A 17941-nucleotide genomic window follows, 5' to 3' on the forward strand; every position below is an offset into this window, starting at 1 on the left:
TCCATTACGCTTGATCATCCTCTGGGAGCGCGCAGTCGAAGTTAATACTCCGAACGGCGTATACCCGCAATTTCCGCCCCCGGCGCATATTCGCCTCACAGCTCGATGCGTGCATGGCTTTTTGCCATACACCCTTGCAGTCATCAGCCCTTTTCAAAGATGTGAAGCCGACTATCCGGGCCTGCGCAAGCTGGGCTTGTGTAACTGGCCATGTCATGAAATCCAGGCCGGAACGGGAGCGTTCCGGTATCGCCACCAGCGTGCGCAGCACCGGGAGAACAGGATGTCTTTTAGCGAATACGCCACCTTCGATGCGGTCGGCCTGGCCGACCTGGTCAGAACCAAGCAGGTACGCCCCTCCGAACTGCTGGAGGAAGCCATACGCCGCATCGAAGCCTTCAACCCGGCGGTCAACGCCGTGGTCTACAAAGCCTACGACAAGGCTCGGGCGCAGGCCGCCGAACAGGACAAGGCCGTGCCGACGGGGGCGCTGCACGGTGTGCCGTTCCTGCTCAAGGACATCCTCGGCGACTGCCAGGACCTGCCCTCGACCCTGGCCTCGCGCATGCTGCAAGCGCGGGTCATGCCCCAGGACTGCGAGCTGGTGAAGCGTTTTCGCCAGGCCGGACTGGTGTTCGTCGGCAAGACCAACGCTCCGGAGTTCGGCATTCTGCCCACCACCGAAGGCGCCTTCTACGGCCCGGCGCGCAACCCGTGGAACCTGGAATATTCCACCGGCGGCTCCAGTGGTGGCGCGGCCGCCGCGGTGGCCACCGGCATGGTCCCGGCGGCCCATGGCAACGACGGCGGCGGCTCGATCCGCATTCCCGCTTCCTGCTGCGGCCTGGTTGGCCTCAAGCCGACCCGGGCGCGCAACTCCCTGGCCCCGGACTTCGGCGAGCTGCTCAGCGGCCTGCTGGACGAACATGTGCTGACCCGCAGTGTGCGCGACAGCGCCGCCCTGCTCGACGCCACCCACGGCGTGGTGCCGGGCGACCCGTACCGCGCGCCCCCCATGCAGGGGCGTTTTCTCGACCAGCTCGGCCGCGAGCCGGGGCGCCTGCGCATCGCCTTTTCCAGCACCGACCCGGCCGGGCGGCCGCTGCACCCCGACTGCATCGCGGCGGTGGAAAGCACCGCGCGCCTGCTCGAATCCCTCGGCCACCATGTGGAAGAAGCCGCACCGCAGCTGGACCTGCAAAGTTTTGCCGAAGCCTTCAGCGCCCTGTGGTTCTCCGGCATTGCCTTCGCCGTGGAGCTGATGAGCCTGCAACTGGGACGCGGCCCGTTGCCCGGCGAACTGGAAAATCTGACCCGCGCCGTGCATCAACGCGGCCTTGGCGTGAGTGCGGTGGAGTACCAGATGTCCGAGCTGGTGTTGCAGCAGGTCGGCCGGGAAATGGCGCGCTTCCATCAGACCTACGATTGCTGGCTGACCCCGACCCTGGCCCGACCACCGCTGCGCAACGGGGTGGTGGATATCCATTCCAGCGACCTGGAAAACACCTACGGCCCGCTGATCGACTACAGCCCCTTCACCGCCATCCACAACGCCTCGGGGCAACCGGCGATATCCCTGCCGCTGCACTGGAACGCCGAGGGCCTGCCAATCGGCCTGATGCTTAGCGCCGCCTTTGGCGAGGAAAGCCTGTTGTTCCGCCTGGCCGGCCAGCTGGAACAGGCCCGGCCGTGGAAGGACCGGCGGCCGCAGCTGTTCATGCGGCACAGCCCCCACGAAGCGGTTATCGGTTAAGGAGAGCAGCACCCATGCGCACGCTGGACACCTCGACCGCCCCGCCTTATTGCCCTGCCGGCTCAGGCCAGGAGCAGCCTCTGCCGGGGGCCATCCCCTGGCCCACCGATGGCCTGAACCGCGAGCAACTGGCGCGTCATGGCAAGGAGCTGATTCGCCAGACCCTGCCTTTCACCGTGGAAAACCGCCGCCTGAGCTGGTGGCATTTCTACTCGACGCTGCTGGTGATCGGGCTGTTCGGCGCGGCCGTGGCCATGCCGCTGTGGTGGCCGCTGCGCCTGGCGTGCAGCGTGCTGCTGGGCTTGTCCCTGGTGCGCATGTTCGTGCTCTACCACGACTACATGCACGGTGCGATCCTCAAGGGCTCGCGTTTCGCCGAGGTGTTTTTCAAGACCTTCGGCCTGCTGCTGATGGCACCGCCGACGCTGTGGAAGCAGTCCCACGACTACCATCACGGCCACAGCTGCCAGTACGTCGGCGCGGAGCAGAACCGCCTGCCGTTGCTGTCCACCCACACGGACCTGGGCACCTTTCCCCTGCTGTCCACCGAGGAATATGCCCGAGCCGGGCGCCTCAAGCGCTTGCGTTATCGCATCGCCCGGCACCCGCTGATGATCCTCCTGGCCTCATTCAGCATCTTCATTTTCAGCATCTGCATGGTGTCGCTGATCACCCAGCCGCGGCATCGGCTCTGGTCGTTGCTGGCGCTGGCGCTGAACCTGGCGAGCGCCATCGCCCTGGCGTTGCTGGCGCCGGACATCCTGCTGTACGGGGTGCTGATCCCCAGCCTATCCGGCTCGGCGCTGGGCGCCTACATGTTCTACTGCCAGCACAACTTCCCCGGCGTGCGTTACCCCGAGCGCGGCGACTGGGACTACGCCGCCACCGCGGTGTTCTCCTCCAGCTACATGCGCACCGGACCGCTGATGGCCTGGTTCACCGCCAATATCGGCTACCACCATGTGCATCACGCCAACTCGGGCATCCCCTTCTACCGCCTGCCGGAAGCCATGGCGGCGATCCCCGCGTTGCAGTCACCTATCACCACCTCGCTGCACCCGCGGGATATCTACCACTGCCTGCGACTCAAGCTGTGGGACCCGGCGCGCCAGCGCATGGTCTCGTTCGCCGAGTTTCGCCAGCAGGCGCAATACTGAAGGAAATGAGGTGCGAGGCCCCGTCGGGCGTTGCCCTGCGAGCACTCGCCAAGGAAGATCGGCGCCGGAATTTTCCCGTCGATCGTGGGTCAGTAGAGCCACGCCTTTTCGCACCGGTCCGTTGGTCCGTGACAATGGGGCCTCGGTCCCATAAATTAGGCGCCCTGAAAAGGCCCGGTGCTTTTCTAGCCTCATTTCCAGTTAAACGAAGTAGTGAAATATCAATGTCCGATTCCAATACAGAAGAATCCGTAAACGCCTTGTCGTCCAAAGCGGAATACGAAAACGCCATCAATCTTTCACAGCACGTCTCCCAGGCCAAGACCATCAGCGAGATGGTCCTCGATGCTTTCCAGTCCACCAAGGAAAGCGACCAGATCCGCGAACTGCGCGCCGAGATCCGCCAGGCTCACGACCGCTTCGACGACGATCGCGCCTATGAACTCATGGGCCAGCTCAAACAGCTCAAGGACGCCGAGGCCGCCGACAGCGCCGCCCTCGAAGACCTGAGCAGCAAGTTCCCGATCAGCCGCATCCTCTCCAGTTACAAGGACGACCCGAGCTTCCAGGAGCTGGTCTACGGCCTGGCGCTGAAAGTGCTGAACCAGACCCATCAGGCCATCAGCAGCCCAGGCGGCGGCAAAAGCAAGGCGCGGCCGAAGAAGGAAATGGAAGTGTTCGCCATCAGCAAGGACGGCATCAGCGTCACCCTGCCGATCCGTCCACGCTCCAAGGCCAACGTCGACCGTGAAGTCTTCGAGTTCCTCGGTTTCGCCTTTGTTGGCGAAGGTGACGAGGCGGAACTGGAAAGCGAAGTGTTCTTCGACAAGGACGGCAACGAACAGCCGGCCACCCGCAAGAACATCGTCACCGCGATCCAGCAGCAGACCGCGTTCGAAGGCTACAGCGCTCTACAACAGCAATAACCCGTACCAGCGAGCTGGCTCGTGCAGATGGCGGATCGCGCAACAGCGCAGCGCGCCCCTCAGCGGCTGGCTCCTACGAATGAAAGGCCGGGGCCCCTCAGTTGCCCCGGTAATCGGCGATAGGATACATCGCGCACAAGGCCTCGGTCTGCAGACGGAACTGTTCCTGCAACTCAGGCTCCAGGCGGTACTTCTGCTCGCTGAGGGGCGTCACCTTGTCCAGGATCCGGCAAACCAGATCGACCACTTCACGACACCCCACAGGATCGATGTAGCGTTGGGCGATGGAACCCGTGCCGATACACAAGCCATTGGCGACGAATGAGGATCGGGTTTCCCCCAGTGCGCGGTTTTTACTCACCATGATGCCGCATCGCTCCAGTGCCGAGGCGGCAATCGAACCGCTGATGCCCCCACGCAACCTGAGCAGAATCGTGTGGTTCTCCGTCCCCCCGCCCACGACCTCGTAGTCCTGCGCCATGAATGCGCTGGCCATTGCATCGGCCGTGCTGCGAATCCGCCCCATGTAGGCGTCGAACTCCGGGGACATCGCGTAGCCCAGCGCGGCGGCCTTGGCAGCGATCATGTTGACCGCCGGCGAGCCCTGCATCCTGGGGAATACCGCTCGCTCAAGGACACGACTGAAGCTCCCCCTCAGGCCGGGAACCTTGGTGTCGGCGTCCCGCCCGGAAAGGATGAGGCCGCCACGAGGCCCCGCGAGTTGCTTGTGGGTACAAGCGGTGGTGACATGCGCCACGTCGATCGGGCTCGGATGCCGCCCCGTTGCGACCAGCCCGGCGATATAGGAGATGTCCGCCAGCAGGATGGCCCCGGCCTCATCGGCAATAGCGCGAAAGCGTTGGAAGTCCACGACCCGGGAATAGGCGGTCGCACCGCAGATGATGATGCGCGGACGATGGGCGAGCGCCAGGTGGCGAACCTCTGCGTAATCGATCACGCCCTGCGATGTGGTGCCGTAGCGGATCGCCTTGTAGTGGGTGCCGGTGAATGCGACAGGGCTGCCGTGGGTCAGATGCCCGCCATGATCGAGGGCCATGCCGAGAATGGTGTCCCCGGGTTCGAGCAGGGCAGCCAGCACCTGGTAGTTGGCGTTCGAGGCGGAGTGTGACTGTACGCTGGCATATTGCGCCCCGAACAACTCCCGCGCCCTGCGAATCGCCAGAGACTCGACCAGATCGACGTTCTCGCAACCAACCTGATGGCGCTTGCCTGGTGCGCCCTCGGCGGTGACGTTGACCAGTGCCGAGGCAGACGCCGCGAGGATTCGCGGGTTGGCCGCGCAGGAAGATGAAACCAGAGACAGTGTGCGGTGTTGACGCGTGACTTCAGCGTCCAGGATCCCAGCCAGTTCGGTGTCTTCTGCTCGCAGATCCGCCAGACCTTGTCGCAGCAGGTCGGCCTGGTTCCTGAGTAGTTCTGTATAAGCTGCCATCGTTCGGTGTTCCTTCCTTGTCATTTGCGTGCCACGAACGACAGCACGCTTCCTGGTTTAACGTTCGCAAGCAGCCAATTAATCAAAAAATTAAACATTTTCCAAACAAAATGCTTCTTTTCCGAGGAATGGGAAGGAACAGCAGATTTGCGTTGCGGCTGAATGCTCGCCCTTCAAGGCGACGGCACCGCGCATTTCGGGGCTTTATTGTCATGACTGGGACATGCAACACTTGCCCCCCGCAGCGCCCCGATCCGAACCCTCCCAAGGATTCCGAGCGCGCCCTATACCGACAACGAAATATTCCAGGATGGATGCAGGCTGGCTAAAGGAGCGCTAGCGAGTTGGTACCGACCACGAAAGAAGCCGACAAGCTCTTGCCGCATCAATCCGACTGTTCTCACTTTTGACGTCGAGCAGTTGAATGTCATGCAAGCCACGCCCTCTATGAAAGACTCTATGCGTGGCGACTATAAGGAAATGGTGAGCATTTGATGCACAGAAGAGAAAGAACAGAGTATTTGAAGAGCAATATCAAATACCTGATAAAAAGTCGCGGCGAGACGCAACTGTCTTTGTGCAATGCCAGCGGCCTGACCAGAACGACCATCTACAACATTCTGGAAGGCAAGGTCAGCAACGTACAGCAATCCACCATTCGCAAAATCTCCGATTTCTTCGGTGTCTCCTACGAAGAAATAGAAACCGTCGATTTTGAAGAGAAGGAGATCATCGACAGCAGTATTTCCCCACAAGGAAACATGAACCCGGCGGCGGTTCCGATCCTCAAGGAAAGCCTGCTGATGATCAACATGGACAAACGGATTGGCGAACTGGCCATACTTTATCCATTGACCTATTACTTCGGCGCATCCTACAACTTGATAGCGGTGCTGCTCGAGAATGAGATCAAGGGCATGTACGAGGTCGGCGACCTCTTGATCATTCAAAAGGGAACGTCGACCGACGACAAGGAAAAACTGGTCTACGACAGGCAGACAAAAAAGCTGTTCATCATCAATGAGCCATGCTCCGACTCAGACCGAGTTTTTGTGGTGGGTGACATCATCGAGGAGCGATTCAATGACAGCGTATGAAGGCGAACTCGAGAACAGCAAATATAAACTTCTGGGCTTTGAGAACAACAAGAACCTGGCCGTGATCATGATCATCGCTACAGGCAAAGTCATAAAGATCAAACTGAGCGAAGTGCTTAACAGCGAAATAATGGAAAACCTGAACAAAATGGAAGTTAAAAATATTTACAAGAAGTTCTACTCCCAAGGAGGAGCGCTGACCGCATACGACCTGAATGACCGCCACGAAAGCTCATGGATGATTTATATCATCCTCAATCTACTGCTCTTTACCTTCTATATATTCACCAGCATTGCCGCAACCAAGCCCATTTATCTTGAATCCCTTGGCATCATTATCACTCCGGGTACCTTCCTTTACCCTCTGACATTCTTGATCGTTGACCTGTTGAACGAGAACTTCGGACTCAGGCTGGCAAGAAAAGCGATTTTCTTTGCCTTTGCCAGCAACGCCATGATTATCATCCTGCTCTATGGTTCGACCTTTCTCCCCGGCCTGCCAGGCTGGAAGCTCGACACCCCGTACAACGACGTGATCATTCATGTGTCATCCGTTCTGGTGGCGTCCTCTGTGTCTTTCCTGGTTTCTGAAAACATAAACTCGTACTTGCTGTGCAAGATAAAAGAGCTGACGAACTCCAGGTTCCTGTTCCTGCGGATATTCTTGAGTACGCTGTTCGCGGTCATTATCGACAGCTTCGTGTTTTGCTACATTGCCTTTTATGGCTCGATGCAAAACAACGACATCCTGAACATGATTTATGTGCAGATCGCGATCAAGGTGTGCTTTGCCTTCTTCAACATCTTGCCTGCCTATGGAGCAAGGTCACTGTTCAAAAGATACATGACGGATAGTCAGACAAAATAGTACAACCCCTATTGTCTCAAGCTGATGGATTCAACACTCATCCGGCAGGTGGATGCAGTGTTGAAATCCATTGGCATGCTGTCGATCAAGCCTTCATTGCAAATTCATCTTGCTTTTCAAGCTATCCATGACTGCTGTCTTGTTCCCCAGATAATCATTCAGCCCTCTGCCACGAAGATTGCAGGCATCGCAATTGGCACAACCGCTGCCAATCACGCCGTTGTAGCAAGTCAGGGTCTGCTCGCGAATCAGGCTCAACTGATTGTGATAATCCGCCAGGGCCCACGTCTGCGCCTTGTTCAGCCACATCAGTGGCGTCTCAAGACGCAGGCGGTATTCCATGCCCAACTCGACGGCCTTGTTCAAGGCCTTTACAAACTCGTCACGGCAATCGGGATAACCAGAGAAGTCCGTTTCACACACCCCCGTAATGACCGTTTCAGCCTTTACCTGGTAGGCATAGATAGAGGCCAGGGTCAGAAACAGAATGTTTCTTCCCGGCACGAAAGTGCTAGGCAGGCTTTCGCCTGAACTGTTCACCGTCGGAACCGGAATATTGTCTCGAGTGAGACTGCTGATCGCCAACTCATTGAGCAACGAAGCATCCAGCACTTTGTGGACTGTCGCCCCCAGCTGCTTCGCGAGCTGCTGCGCCACTTCTATTTCTGCGCGATGGCGCTGACCGTAATCAAAGGTAATACAGTGCACTTCATCATAGAGCGGCAATGCGTGGATCAGACAGGTTGTCGAGTCCTGCCCGCCACTGAATACGACAACGGCTTTTTTCTTCATCTTTCTGCTTCCTGCATGAATAGAGTCATTTTGAATATTTAAACAGCCCACTGACTGACACTCAATAAAAAGCCCCGCGCTTCTCTCGAAGGCGGGGCTTTTTTACAGCCTTTGCAGCTTATGGCGCGTAGGTCAGCAGCAGTTCGCTCGGTACCTTGAAATCCAGGGACATCATCACGCTCAGCGCGGTGATGGTGAAGATCGAGAACACGAACAGCTTGCGGGCCCAGACGGTGTCGTCCACCGCCTTGTAGCCGGTCCAGGCCATGTACAGCCAGTACATGCCCATCGCGGCCGCGACGGCCAGGTAGCTCATGCCGGCATAACCGCTGAAGGTCAGCATCAGGGTCGCCACCAGGAACGCCAGGATGTAGAGCAGGATGTGCTTCTTGGCCACCAGGATGCCGCGCTTCACTGGCAGCACCGGAATCGATGCGGCCAGGTAATCGTTGAAGCGAAAGATCGCGATGGCGTAGGAATGCGGCATCTGCCACAGGCTGAACATCACCAGCAGGGTCAGCGCGGCCATGTCGAAGCTGTTGCTCACGGCCACGTAACCGATCACCGGCGGCATCGCCCCGGACAGGCTGCCCACCAGCGTGCCGTGCACCGACTTGCGCTTGAGGTACAGGCTGTAGAAGCCGACGTAGATGACAAAGCCGATCACGGCAAACAGCGCCGCCAGCGGATTGGCCACCTTGTACAACAACGCAACGCCGGCGACACCCAGGATGGTCGCGTAGACCAGTGCCACTTTCAGGGAGATCAGGCCCTGAACCAGCACGCGGTTCTTGGTGCGCTCCATCTTCAGGTCGATGTCGCGGTCGATGCAGTTGTTGAACACGCAACCGGAAGCTACCACCAGGGACGTGCCGATCATCGCGGCCAGGAAGATGGCCAGATCGACATGTCCCTTGGAGGCCAGGAAAAAACCGCCCGCCACAGAAAGCACGTTACCGAAAATGATCCCCGGTTTGGTGATTTGGATAAAGTGCTTGAGCGACATCGGGTCTTACCTCACTTCGCCATCATGTAGGTGTGGATGCTGAACATGATCCACAACGACAGACCAACCAGCAGGACGATCACCAGGGCAGCGAAGACGAACGCAATCACGTTGTTACGCTGGGCCTCGGAGCGGTCCAGGTGCAGGAAGTACACCAGGTGAACCAGGACCTGGATCACCGCGAAGGCGAGCACGATCATCAAGGTGATGGATTTCGGCAGGGTCGGGTACATCACCAGGCCGAACGGGATGATTGTCAGGATCACCGACAGGATGAAGCCGATGGCGTACGACTTTACGCTGCCGTGGCCAGCATCATGGCTGTCATGGGAGTGTGCATTAGCCATTACATAGTCCCCATCAGGTAAACAACGGTGAAGACGCAGATCCAGACCACGTCCAGGAAGTGCCAGAACAGGCTCAGGCAGCTCAGGCGGGTCTTGTTGGTTGCGGTCAGGCCGTGCTTGTTGACCTGATACATCATGATCGCCATCCAGATCAGGCCAGCGGTCACGTGCAGACCGTGGGTGCCGACCAGGGTGAAGAACCCGGACAGAAAGCCTGAGCGGCTAGGGCCGTAGCCTTCGGAGATCAGCAGGTGGAACTCGTTGATCTCCATGCCGATGAAGCCCAGGCCGAACAGGAAGGTCAGGGCCAGCCAGCCCAGGACCTGCTTCTTGTTACCCCGGAAGAACGCCAGCATGGCGAAGCCGTAGGTGATCGAACTGAACAGCAGCAAGGCGGTTTCGCCGAGCACGTAAGGCAGTTCGAAGATGTCGTGGCCCGACGGGCCACCCGCTACGTTGTTTACCAGTACCGCGTACACCGCGAAGATCGACGCAAACAGAATGCAGTCGGTCATCAGGTAGAGCCAGAAACCGTATACGGTCATCTCGCCCGAGTCGTGGTGATGGTCATCGTGCCCATGGTCATCGACATGGGTGTGTCCAGCATTGGTCACTAAGTTCGACATGGTTTAAGCCTGTTCCAACGAGGTTTCTACACGGTTGGCCGGAATCTTCTTCTCGGCTACCAGGCGAGCGTGCTGCTCGGCTTCGATGCGTTCGATCACGTCGACCGGCACCATGTAGCCTTGATCATCACGAGCCGCGTGGATCACGAAATAGATCACGGTACCGGCCAGGCTAGCGATCGCCAGCCACCAGATGTGCCAGATCATCGCGAAACCGAAGACGGTCAGCAGAGCACCCATCACCAGGCCGGTGGCGGTGTTGTTCGGCATGTGGATCGGTTCATAACGAGCAGGCTTCTGGTACGCGGTACCGTTTTCCTTGGCTTCGGTGAACGGGTCGATGCCATTGGCCTTCGGCAGTACGGCGAAGTTGTAGAACGGTGGTGGCGACGAAGTCGACCATTCCAGGGTGTGGGCATTCCACGGGTCGCCGGAAACGGTCTGGTTCTGCTTGCGATCACGCACGCTGACGTACAGCTGGATCAGCTGGCAGGCGATACCGATGGCGATCATCACCGCACCGAACATGGCGACGTACAGGTACGGCACCCACTCAGGGTTGGTAGTGGCGTTCAGGCGACGGGTCATGCCCATGAAGCCCAGTGCATAGAGCGGCATGAACGCGACGAAGAAGCCCGAGATCCAGAACCAGAATGCAGCCTTGCCCCAGCCTTCGTGCAGCTTGAAGCCGAACGCTTTCGGGAAGTAGAAGCTGAAACCAGCGATGTAGCCGAATACAGCACCACCGATGATCACGTTGTGGAAGTGCGCGATCACGAACAGGCTGTTGTGCAGGACGAAGTCAGCACCCGGGATGGCCAGCAGTACGCCGGTCATGCCGCCGATGGCGAAGGTCACCATGAAGCCCAGGGTCCACAGAACCTGGCTGGTGATACGCAGACGGCCGTGGTAGATGGTGAACAGCCAGTTGAACAGCTTCACCCCCGTCGGGATGGAAATCAGCATGGTCGCCAGGCCGAAAAAGGCGTTGACGCTGGCACCCGAACCCATGGTGAAGAAGTGGTGCAGCCAAACCATGAAGCCCAGTACCGAGATCGCGCCGGAAGCGTAGATCATCGAGTGGTGGCCGAACAGACGCTTGCCCGAGAAGGTCGAGATGACTTCGGAGAAGATACCGAACGCCGGCAGGATCAGGATGTACACCTCAGGGTGACCCCAAGCCCAGAACAGGTTCACGTACATCATTGGATTGCCACCAAGTTCATTGGTGAAAATGTGGAAATCCATGTAACGGTCGAGGGTCAGCAGTGCCAGGGTAGCGGTCAGGATCGGGAACGAAGCCACGATCAGCACGTTGGCCCAGGTGCAGGTCCAGGTGAAGATCGGCATGTCCATCATCTTCATGCCCGGGGTACGCATTTTCAGCACGGTGGCCAGGAAGTTGACCCCCGTCAGCGTCGTCCCTAGCCCGGATAGCTGTAGCGCCCAGATGTAGTAGTCGACACCCACGCCCGGACTGTATTGCAGGCCCGACAGCGGCGGATACGCAACCCAGCCGGTCTTGGCGAATTCGCCGACGCCCAGGGACAGGTTGATCAGCACGACGCCGGAAACCAGCAGCCAGAAGCTCAGGGAGTTGAGGAACGGATAGGCAACGTCACGCGCGCCGATCTGCAGCGGCACTGCAAGGTTCATCAGGCCGGTGAAGAATGGCATCGCCATGAAGATGATCATGATCACACCGTGGGCGGTGAAGATCTGGTCATAGTGTTCAGGAGGCAGGTAGCCCGGCGAACCCTCGGTGGCCATGGCCAGCTGGGTACGCATCATGATCGCGTCGGCAAAACCACGCAGGAGCATGACCATGGCGACGATGATGTACATCACGCCGATTTTCTTGTGGTCGACCGAAGTCAGCCATTCGGTCCACAGGTAGGACCACTTCTTGAAGTACGTGATACCCGCGACAAGCGCCAGACCACCGAGGATGATCATGGCAACGGTCACCATGACAATCGGCTCGTGGAACGGTATCGCGTCCAGACTTAATTTACCAAACATCGTTTACTCCTCTGCCCCAGCAGCTGAATGCGAGCTCATGTCAGTCCCTTCCACAGCGGCCACTTCTTTCTTCTCGTGCTTGACCGGCTTGCCTGGTTTCATGCCTTCATACTTGTCGACAATTTTCTGAAACAGGTCCGGCGTGTACGAGGAGTACAGCGCGACAGGGTTGTTCTGGCTAGGTTTGGCAAGGGCTTCGTATTCAGCTTGATCAAGCTGTTTAGGTGCGGCCTTGACTTCGGCTACCCAGGCGTCGAAATCTTCCTGGCTCGTCGAGATCGCTTTGAATTTCATGCCGGTGAAGCCAGCGCCACTGTAGTTAGCGGAGATGCCTTCCATTTCAGCTTTCTGGTTGGCGATCAGGTGCAGCTTGGTCTGCATGCCTGCCATCGCGTAGATCTGGCCGCCCAGAGCAGGGATGAAGAACGAGTTCATCACGGCGTCGGAGGTGATCTTGAAGTTCAGCGGAGTGTGCTCCGGGAACCGGATTTGGTTAACAGTGGCGATACCCTGGTCCGGGTAGATGAACAGCCACTTCCAGTCCAGCGCGACCACTTCGATGTTGATCGGCTTGACGTCGGATTCCAGCGGACGGTACGGGTCCAGCGCGTGGGTGGACTTGTAGGTCACATAACCCAGGGCAATGATGATGAGGATCGGGACCAGCCACACCGCGATTTCGATCTTGGTGGAGTGCGACCACTTGGGCGCGTAGGTCGCGTTGGTGTTGGACGCGCGGTATTTCCAGGCAAACGCGAAGGTCATCACGATCACCGGAATCACGACCAGCAGCATCAGCAGGGTAGCGGTGATGATCAGGTTTCGCTCATCCAGACCGACCTGTCCTTTCGGGTCGAGCAAGGTCCACTTGCAGCCTCCCAGCATTAACATCATGCCAAGCAGCGGCAAAAAGCCTAGTAATCGGGGGTACCTGTTTTTACTCATCTCACGACCTCTAAAGCAGCTTGCGCAATGCAGTTGGGTTTTGATGGCCAACACTTCACCGTGCCAAGGGTTGGCATTTTTTCTTCGATTGAATAAGGGCCTGCCCGGCGCGTTACGCGCTGTTTGACAAATCCTGGGCTAGCAGTGAGTTCTTATTCGAATTCGTGGTCAAAGGCCTTGTTACAGACCAATTCCATTTGGTGCGGATATTTGGAAGGTGCCGACACCTGGGGTCGCATGGAGCGTCCAACGCCCCTCGACCGCCGCCGTAAGCTCAGGGGTGAGCAGCGCCGGAAATTCAGTGCGGGCGATTGTAGATATGTAGCGTTTTATAAACCATGTCTTATCCCGAAATAATTTTTATCGGTTCGCGCAACAATACGTGGCGATTATTGCAACGGGTCGCGATCATATCGATATTCATTCGCAATAAAAAGCCCCGAAAACGCCTTCCAGCCAGGTCGAAAAAGGGGCCTTTCACCAACGGAAAATCCACCGATGGCATCGCGCTATCCCTTGTAAAACGAGGGCTGAAACGATTTATTTAGATAGCCGGCTATGCGTGTTTTGCGGTTCACCACGTCGACACGAACTGACAGACTTTTTTCGCTCCTGGTGCAAGAAAAATCGTCTCGACGTCATCTGCTGAAACACAGCTGCGACACCGCCATGTGACAACATGTCGCACTTTTATCGCGCATCCGATTGCCCCATATCACGCCCCTTTCGCACATTGTCCTACACGCAAAAAAGCCCCGCTCCCGAACATCGGGACCGGGGCTTTTTTGCGCCGGATCAGGCGCTTTTGCGACGGTTACGAATGATGCCCAGCGGCACCAGCACCAGGGTCAGCACAAAGGCCGCCAGCGCCCATTGCGCCAGGGACAGGCCCAGCACCGGCGGGTACGGCGTGGAGCAGAAGCCATCGACCTGGAACCCCAGGGGGAAGACGGTCGCCAGCGGCAGACTGTCGACGATCGGCTGCAGCACATCGATGCCACAGCTGACCGCGGGGTTGGCCTGGGTGTAGACGTGATGCCCCGCCACCGCCGCGCCGAACAGCGCGCTGATCATTACCAGGGCTTCCAACACAGTGAGGCTGCGACGGCTGCGCATGGCGGCGCCGATGAAGGCGAAAATCGCGATCAGCAAAAACGCATAGCGCTGCAGGATGCATAGCGGGCAAGGCGCCTCGCCCAGCACCACCTGCATGTACAGCGCGCCGCCGATCAGCGCCAGGCAGATCACCCCCAGCAACACCAGAAAGCGTCGCTCGCGCCCCAAACGCAGTGTGTCGTCAGTCATCCTCAATTCCTTTCTGTCTGTGGCTCAACCCGACGGCAGCGTTTGCAACTGCTGCATCAGGCTGAGGTTGTCTTCGATATGCCAATTGGCCGTGATCCGGCCATCGGCGATCTGATAGATATCGGTTGCCCGGAAGTCTACACGCTGACCATGACCTTTGAGTGCATTGAAGGTCCCGCTGAAGTGCCCGCGAAAATGCAGATGCACCACCACCCGATCCCCGGCCACGATCATCTGCTCGATTTGTGCGCTCAGGTCCGGCACCGCCGTGCGAAAGAACCGCGACGCCAGCAGCGGCCCGGTCGGGCCCTGGACCCGCCCCGCAGGCGGCGTCATATCGACGAAGTTCTCCGCCAGCGCGGCCTTGGCCAGGCTTTCATCGCCGCTGTTCCAGAAACTGCCGTAGCGCCTCGCAGCCAGCTCCATGGCTTCACGCTGGACCTTGGGCAGGCTCTGATCGACGACCAGGGTCTGCGCCTGGAGCAAGGCCGGCTCGGCAAAAACCAGGGGACTGGCGAGCAAGGTTGCGGCCAGGGTGATGCGGGGAATGGCTGAGAGTTGCATGGGATGATCCTGATCAGTGCGAACGAGCGCCTATCATCAGCATCGGGGAATTAACGATAAACAGGTTAAGAACGGATTAACCTTTAAAGGATTTTTACGAGTGCGGCCTGTGCCCTGTAGCAGCTGGCTGCGCCAGCGGCTACAAGAGGCCAGCCTCCGGGCGGAGGCTGGCCGGTGGGGTTACTCCAGTGCCGCGGCCGGGCCGAAGAACTCGTAGCGGCTTTGTTTTTCCGGTACGCCCAGGGCCTTGAGGTGGCGCTTGATCGCCGCCATGAAGGCTTTCGGGCCAAGGAAGTAGGCGTCCAGGTCACGCTCCTGCGGCAACCATTCGGCCAGTTGCTCCTGGCTCAGCAGGCCGACCTTGTCCGCCACCGGGCTGACGCCGTCGTCTTCGGCATAGCAGTAGAAGCGCTTGAGTTGCGGGTGACGCGCGGCCAGGCCGTCGACCCAATCGCGGAACGCATGCACCCCGCCATTGCGCGCGCAGTGGATAAAGTGCACCGGACGCTGGCTGGCCAGGGCGGCCTCGAGCATCGGCAGGGTCGGAGTGATGCCGACGCCACCGCTGATCAGCACCAGCGGCTTGTCGCTGTCCGCCAGGGTGAATTCGCCCGCCGGCGGGAACAGCTGGATGCTGGCGCCAACCTGCATCTGATCGTGCAAATAGTTGGAAGCGCGGCCACCGGCTTCGCGCTTGACGCTGATGCGGTACTGACCGGCGTCGGACAGGGCCGACAGCGAGTAGTTGCGGCGGATTTCCTCACCATCGAGGAACAGTTGCATGCCGATGTACTGACCCGGCTCGGCGGCGAGAATCGGGCCGTTATCCACAGGCTCGAAATAGAACGAGGTGATTTCCGCGCTCTCCTGCTCCCGGCGGACCAGCTTGAATTCCCGCGCACCGCGCCAGCCGCCCGGGGCCTGGGCCTTCTGGTCGTAGATCGCGCCTTCGGCACCGATCAGGATGTCCGCCAGCTGGTTATAGGCCGCGCCCCAGGCGTTCATCACCGCCGGCGTGGCGATCTCCTCGCCCAGCACTTCGGAGATGGCACGCAGCAGGCAACTGCCGACGATCGGGTAATGCTCCGGCAGGATCTGCAGGGCCACGTGCTTGTTGATGATCTTCGCCACCAGGTCGCCCAACTGGTCGAGCTGGTCGATGTGCCGGGCGTACATCAATACGCCGTTGGCCAGGGCCCGTGGCTGGTCGCCGCTGGCCTGGTGCGCCTGGTTGAACAGTGGGCGCACTTGCGGATACTCGGAGAGCATCATCCGGTAGAAGTGGGTGATCAGGGCTTCGCCACCGCTTTCCAGCAACGGCACGGTGGATTTGATGATGGCACGATCTTCGACGCTAAGCATAGGTACTACTCCTGAGCTTTCTGACTTCTTGCAGGTTACCCTTTACCTATCAGTTTCCGTGCCAACAATAAAAACCATATAAATCAATAACTTAAAATACTTGTAGTCATATCGACAAAGCAGCATTTATAGTCATTAAGACCATACGGAGTCATTATGACCGCAAAATCCCTGCTCACTGCCTTGCTGCCCCTGGTCTCCGACCTGTCCCGCGAACTGCCCGAAGGCGAGCGCTACCGCCGCCTGCTGGAAGCCATGCGCGCCCTGCTGCCCTGCGACGCCGCCGCGCTGCTGCGCCTGGATGGCGAATGGCTGGTGCCGCTGGCGGTGGACGGCCTGAGCACCGACACTCTGGGCCGGCGCTTCAAGGTCAGCGAACACCCGCGTTTTGCCGCCCTGCTCAGCCATCCCGGCCCTACCCGCTTCGCCAGCGACAGCGACTTGCCGGACCCTTACGACGGCTTGGTGGATGGCCTGCACGAACACCTGGAAGTCCACGACTGCATGGGCTGCCCGCTGTTTATCGACGAGCGCCCCTGGGGCCTGCTGACCCTGGATGCCCTCGACCCACAGAGCTTCGAACCCATCGAACTGGATGCCCTGCAGGCGTTCGCCAGCCTGGCGGCGGCCACCGTCAACGCCGCCGAGCGCATCGAGCGCCTGGCCCTGCGCGCCGAAGACGAACACCAGCGCGCCGAGGTCTATCGCCAGGCCAGCGGCCAGAATCGCGAGATGATCGGCCAGAGCAAGGCCCACAAACGCCTATTGGAGGAAATCGGCCTGGTCGGCGGCAGCGACCTGACGGTGCTGATCACCGGTGAAACCGGGGTCGGCAAGGAACTGGTGGCCCAGGCCATCCACGCCGCCTCGCCCCGGGCCGACAAGCCGCTGATCAGCCTCAACTGCGCCGCCCTGCCCGACACCCTGGTGGAAAGCGAACTGTTCGGCCATGTGCGGGGCGCCTTTACCGGCGCTACCAACGACCGCCGCGGCAAATTCGAGCTGGCCAATGGCGGCACGCTGTTTCTCGACGAAGTAGGCGAGTTGTCGCTGACTGTGCAGGCCAAGCTGCTGCGCGTGCTGCAAAGCGGCCAGCTGCAACGCCTGGGCTCGGACCAGGAACATCAGGTCGACGTGCGGCTGATTGCCGCCACCAACCGCGACCTGGCCGAAGAAGTGCGTAGCGGCCGTTATCGCGCTGACTTCTATCACCGCCTCAGCGTTTACCCATTGCTGGTGCCGGCCCTGCGCGACCGTGGCCGCGATGTGTTGCTGCTCAGCGGCTACTTCCTCGAACAGAATCGCTCGCGCATGGGCCTGGGCAGCCTGCGCCTGACCAGCGATGCCCAGGCGGCGCTGCTGGCCTATTCCTGGCCGGGCAACGTGCGTGAGCTGGAACACCTGATCGGCCGCAGCGCCCTCAAGGCCCTGGGCAACTGCCGCGAGCGGCCGAAGATCCTCAGCCTGAGCGCCGCCGACCTGGACCTGCCGGACGCCTCGGCGCCGACCGCGCCCCTGGCCCCGGCCCCAACAGAACAGGCAGACAACCCAGGCATCGGCGATCTGCGCCAGGCCACCGAAAACTATCAGCGCCAACTGATCAGCACTTGCCTTGAACGCCACCAGCACAACTGGGCCAGCGCCGCCCGCGAGCTGGGCCTGGACCGCGCCAACCTGGGGCGCATGGCCAAGCGTCTGGGACTGAAATAGAGAGTGCG

At 59.6% G+C, this 17941-nt stretch carries 16 protein-coding genes; 6 read left to right on the forward strand and 10 right to left on the reverse strand.

Annotated features, from left to right (window positions below; translation table 11 throughout):
• Positions 1–283: 283 nt before the first annotated feature.
• From J4D52_RS06445 to J4D52_RS06455, 3 genes are all read left to right on the forward strand, one after another.
• Positions 284–1753 (forward strand): amidase, encoded by a 1470-nt coding sequence (locus J4D52_RS06445; RefSeq protein ID WP_102676043.1) that lies wholly within the window; start codon positions 284–286, stop codon positions 1751–1753.
• A 14-nt stretch (positions 1754–1767) separates the two neighbouring features.
• The gene (locus tag J4D52_RS06450) at positions 1768–2910 is read left to right on the forward strand and encodes a fatty acid desaturase (RefSeq protein ID WP_102676042.1); all 1143 of its coding nucleotides are present in this window, start codon (positions 1768–1770) and stop codon (positions 2908–2910) included.
• Between the two features lie 224 nt (positions 2911–3134).
• Entirely contained in the window at positions 3135–3836 is a 702-nt protein-coding gene (locus J4D52_RS06455) for a hypothetical protein (protein WP_063432908.1), read from the forward strand.
• Positions 3837–3933: 97 nt separating this feature from the next.
• Here J4D52_RS06455 and glyA read toward each other — a convergent pair whose 3' ends face one another.
• Complete coding sequence (gene glyA / locus J4D52_RS06460; RefSeq protein WP_063432909.1) at positions 3934–5289, reverse strand: serine hydroxymethyltransferase; 1356 nt, start codon at positions 5287–5289, stop codon at positions 3934–3936.
• 494 nt (positions 5290–5783) lie between these two features.
• On the opposite strand from glyA, the gene J4D52_RS06465 reads away from it, so the two are divergent.
• On the forward strand, positions 5784–6386 hold the full coding sequence (locus J4D52_RS06465; RefSeq protein ID WP_025806162.1) for a helix-turn-helix transcriptional regulator: 603 nt from the start codon (positions 5784–5786) through the stop codon (positions 6384–6386).
• Positions 6373–7254 carry a queuosine precursor transporter gene (locus J4D52_RS06470; RefSeq protein WP_025806163.1) on the forward strand — a complete coding sequence of 294 codons (882 nt, stop codon included), beginning with the start codon at positions 6373–6375 and terminating at the stop codon, positions 7252–7254. Before J4D52_RS06465 ends, J4D52_RS06470 begins: the two co-directional genes overlap by 14 nt.
• Positions 7255–7347: 93 nt before the next feature.
• On the opposite strand, the gene queC is transcribed toward J4D52_RS06470, so the two are convergent.
• The 9 genes from queC to hmpA form a co-directional block, all read right to left on the reverse strand.
• The gene (gene queC / locus J4D52_RS06475; protein WP_025806164.1) at positions 7348–8046 is read right to left on the reverse strand and encodes a 7-cyano-7-deazaguanine synthase QueC; all 699 of its coding nucleotides are present in this window, start codon (positions 8044–8046) and stop codon (positions 7348–7350) included.
• Positions 8047–8164: 118 nt separating this feature from the next.
• Positions 8165–9052 carry a heme o synthase gene (gene cyoE / locus J4D52_RS06480; RefSeq protein WP_025806166.1) on the reverse strand — a complete coding sequence of 296 codons (888 nt, stop codon included), beginning with the start codon at positions 9050–9052 and terminating at the stop codon, positions 8165–8167.
• Between the two features lie 11 nt (positions 9053–9063).
• On the reverse strand, positions 9064–9399 hold the full coding sequence (gene cyoD, locus J4D52_RS06485) for a cytochrome o ubiquinol oxidase subunit IV (protein ID WP_007929704.1): 336 nt from the start codon (positions 9397–9399) through the stop codon (positions 9064–9066).
• Positions 9399–10025 carry a cytochrome o ubiquinol oxidase subunit III gene (locus tag J4D52_RS06490; RefSeq protein WP_007929702.1) on the reverse strand — a complete coding sequence of 209 codons (627 nt, stop codon included), beginning with the start codon at positions 10023–10025 and terminating at the stop codon, positions 9399–9401. The genes cyoD and J4D52_RS06490 overlap by 1 nt, the downstream gene beginning before the upstream one ends.
• 3 nt (positions 10026–10028) lie before the next feature.
• Positions 10029–12047, reverse strand: a complete 2019-nt coding sequence (gene cyoB, locus J4D52_RS06495; RefSeq protein ID WP_007929700.1) for a cytochrome o ubiquinol oxidase subunit I — start codon at positions 12045–12047, stop codon at positions 10029–10031.
• Between the two features lie 3 nt (positions 12048–12050).
• Positions 12051–12992: a ubiquinol oxidase subunit II gene (cyoA, locus tag J4D52_RS06500; RefSeq protein WP_009045491.1), complete on the reverse strand. Its 942-nt coding sequence runs from the start codon at positions 12990–12992 to the stop codon at positions 12051–12053.
• Positions 12993–13787: 795 nt separating this feature from the next.
• On the reverse strand, positions 13788–14297 hold the full coding sequence (locus tag J4D52_RS06505) for a disulfide bond formation protein B (protein WP_063432910.1): 510 nt from the start codon (positions 14295–14297) through the stop codon (positions 13788–13790).
• 24 nt (positions 14298–14321) lie between these two features.
• Positions 14322–14861 carry an ester cyclase gene (locus J4D52_RS06510; RefSeq protein ID WP_063432911.1) on the reverse strand — a complete coding sequence of 180 codons (540 nt, stop codon included), beginning with the start codon at positions 14859–14861 and terminating at the stop codon, positions 14322–14324.
• 180 nt (positions 14862–15041) lie between these two features.
• The gene (gene hmpA, locus J4D52_RS06515; protein ID WP_063432912.1) at positions 15042–16223 is read right to left on the reverse strand and encodes an NO-inducible flavohemoprotein; all 1182 of its coding nucleotides are present in this window, start codon (positions 16221–16223) and stop codon (positions 15042–15044) included.
• 156 nt (positions 16224–16379) lie between these two features.
• Here hmpA and norR point away from each other — a divergent pair, with 156 nt between their 5' ends.
• Positions 16380–17933, forward strand: coding sequence for a nitric oxide reductase transcriptional regulator NorR (gene norR, locus J4D52_RS06520; protein ID WP_063432913.1), 1554 nt, complete (start codon positions 16380–16382; stop codon positions 17931–17933).
• Positions 17934–17941: the final 8 nt, after the last annotated feature.

Source organism: Pseudomonas sp. GW460-12-10-14-TSB1 (assembly GCF_017349775.1).
Lineage (GTDB): Bacteria > Pseudomonadota > Gammaproteobacteria > Pseudomonadales > Pseudomonadaceae > Aquipseudomonas > Aquipseudomonas piscium.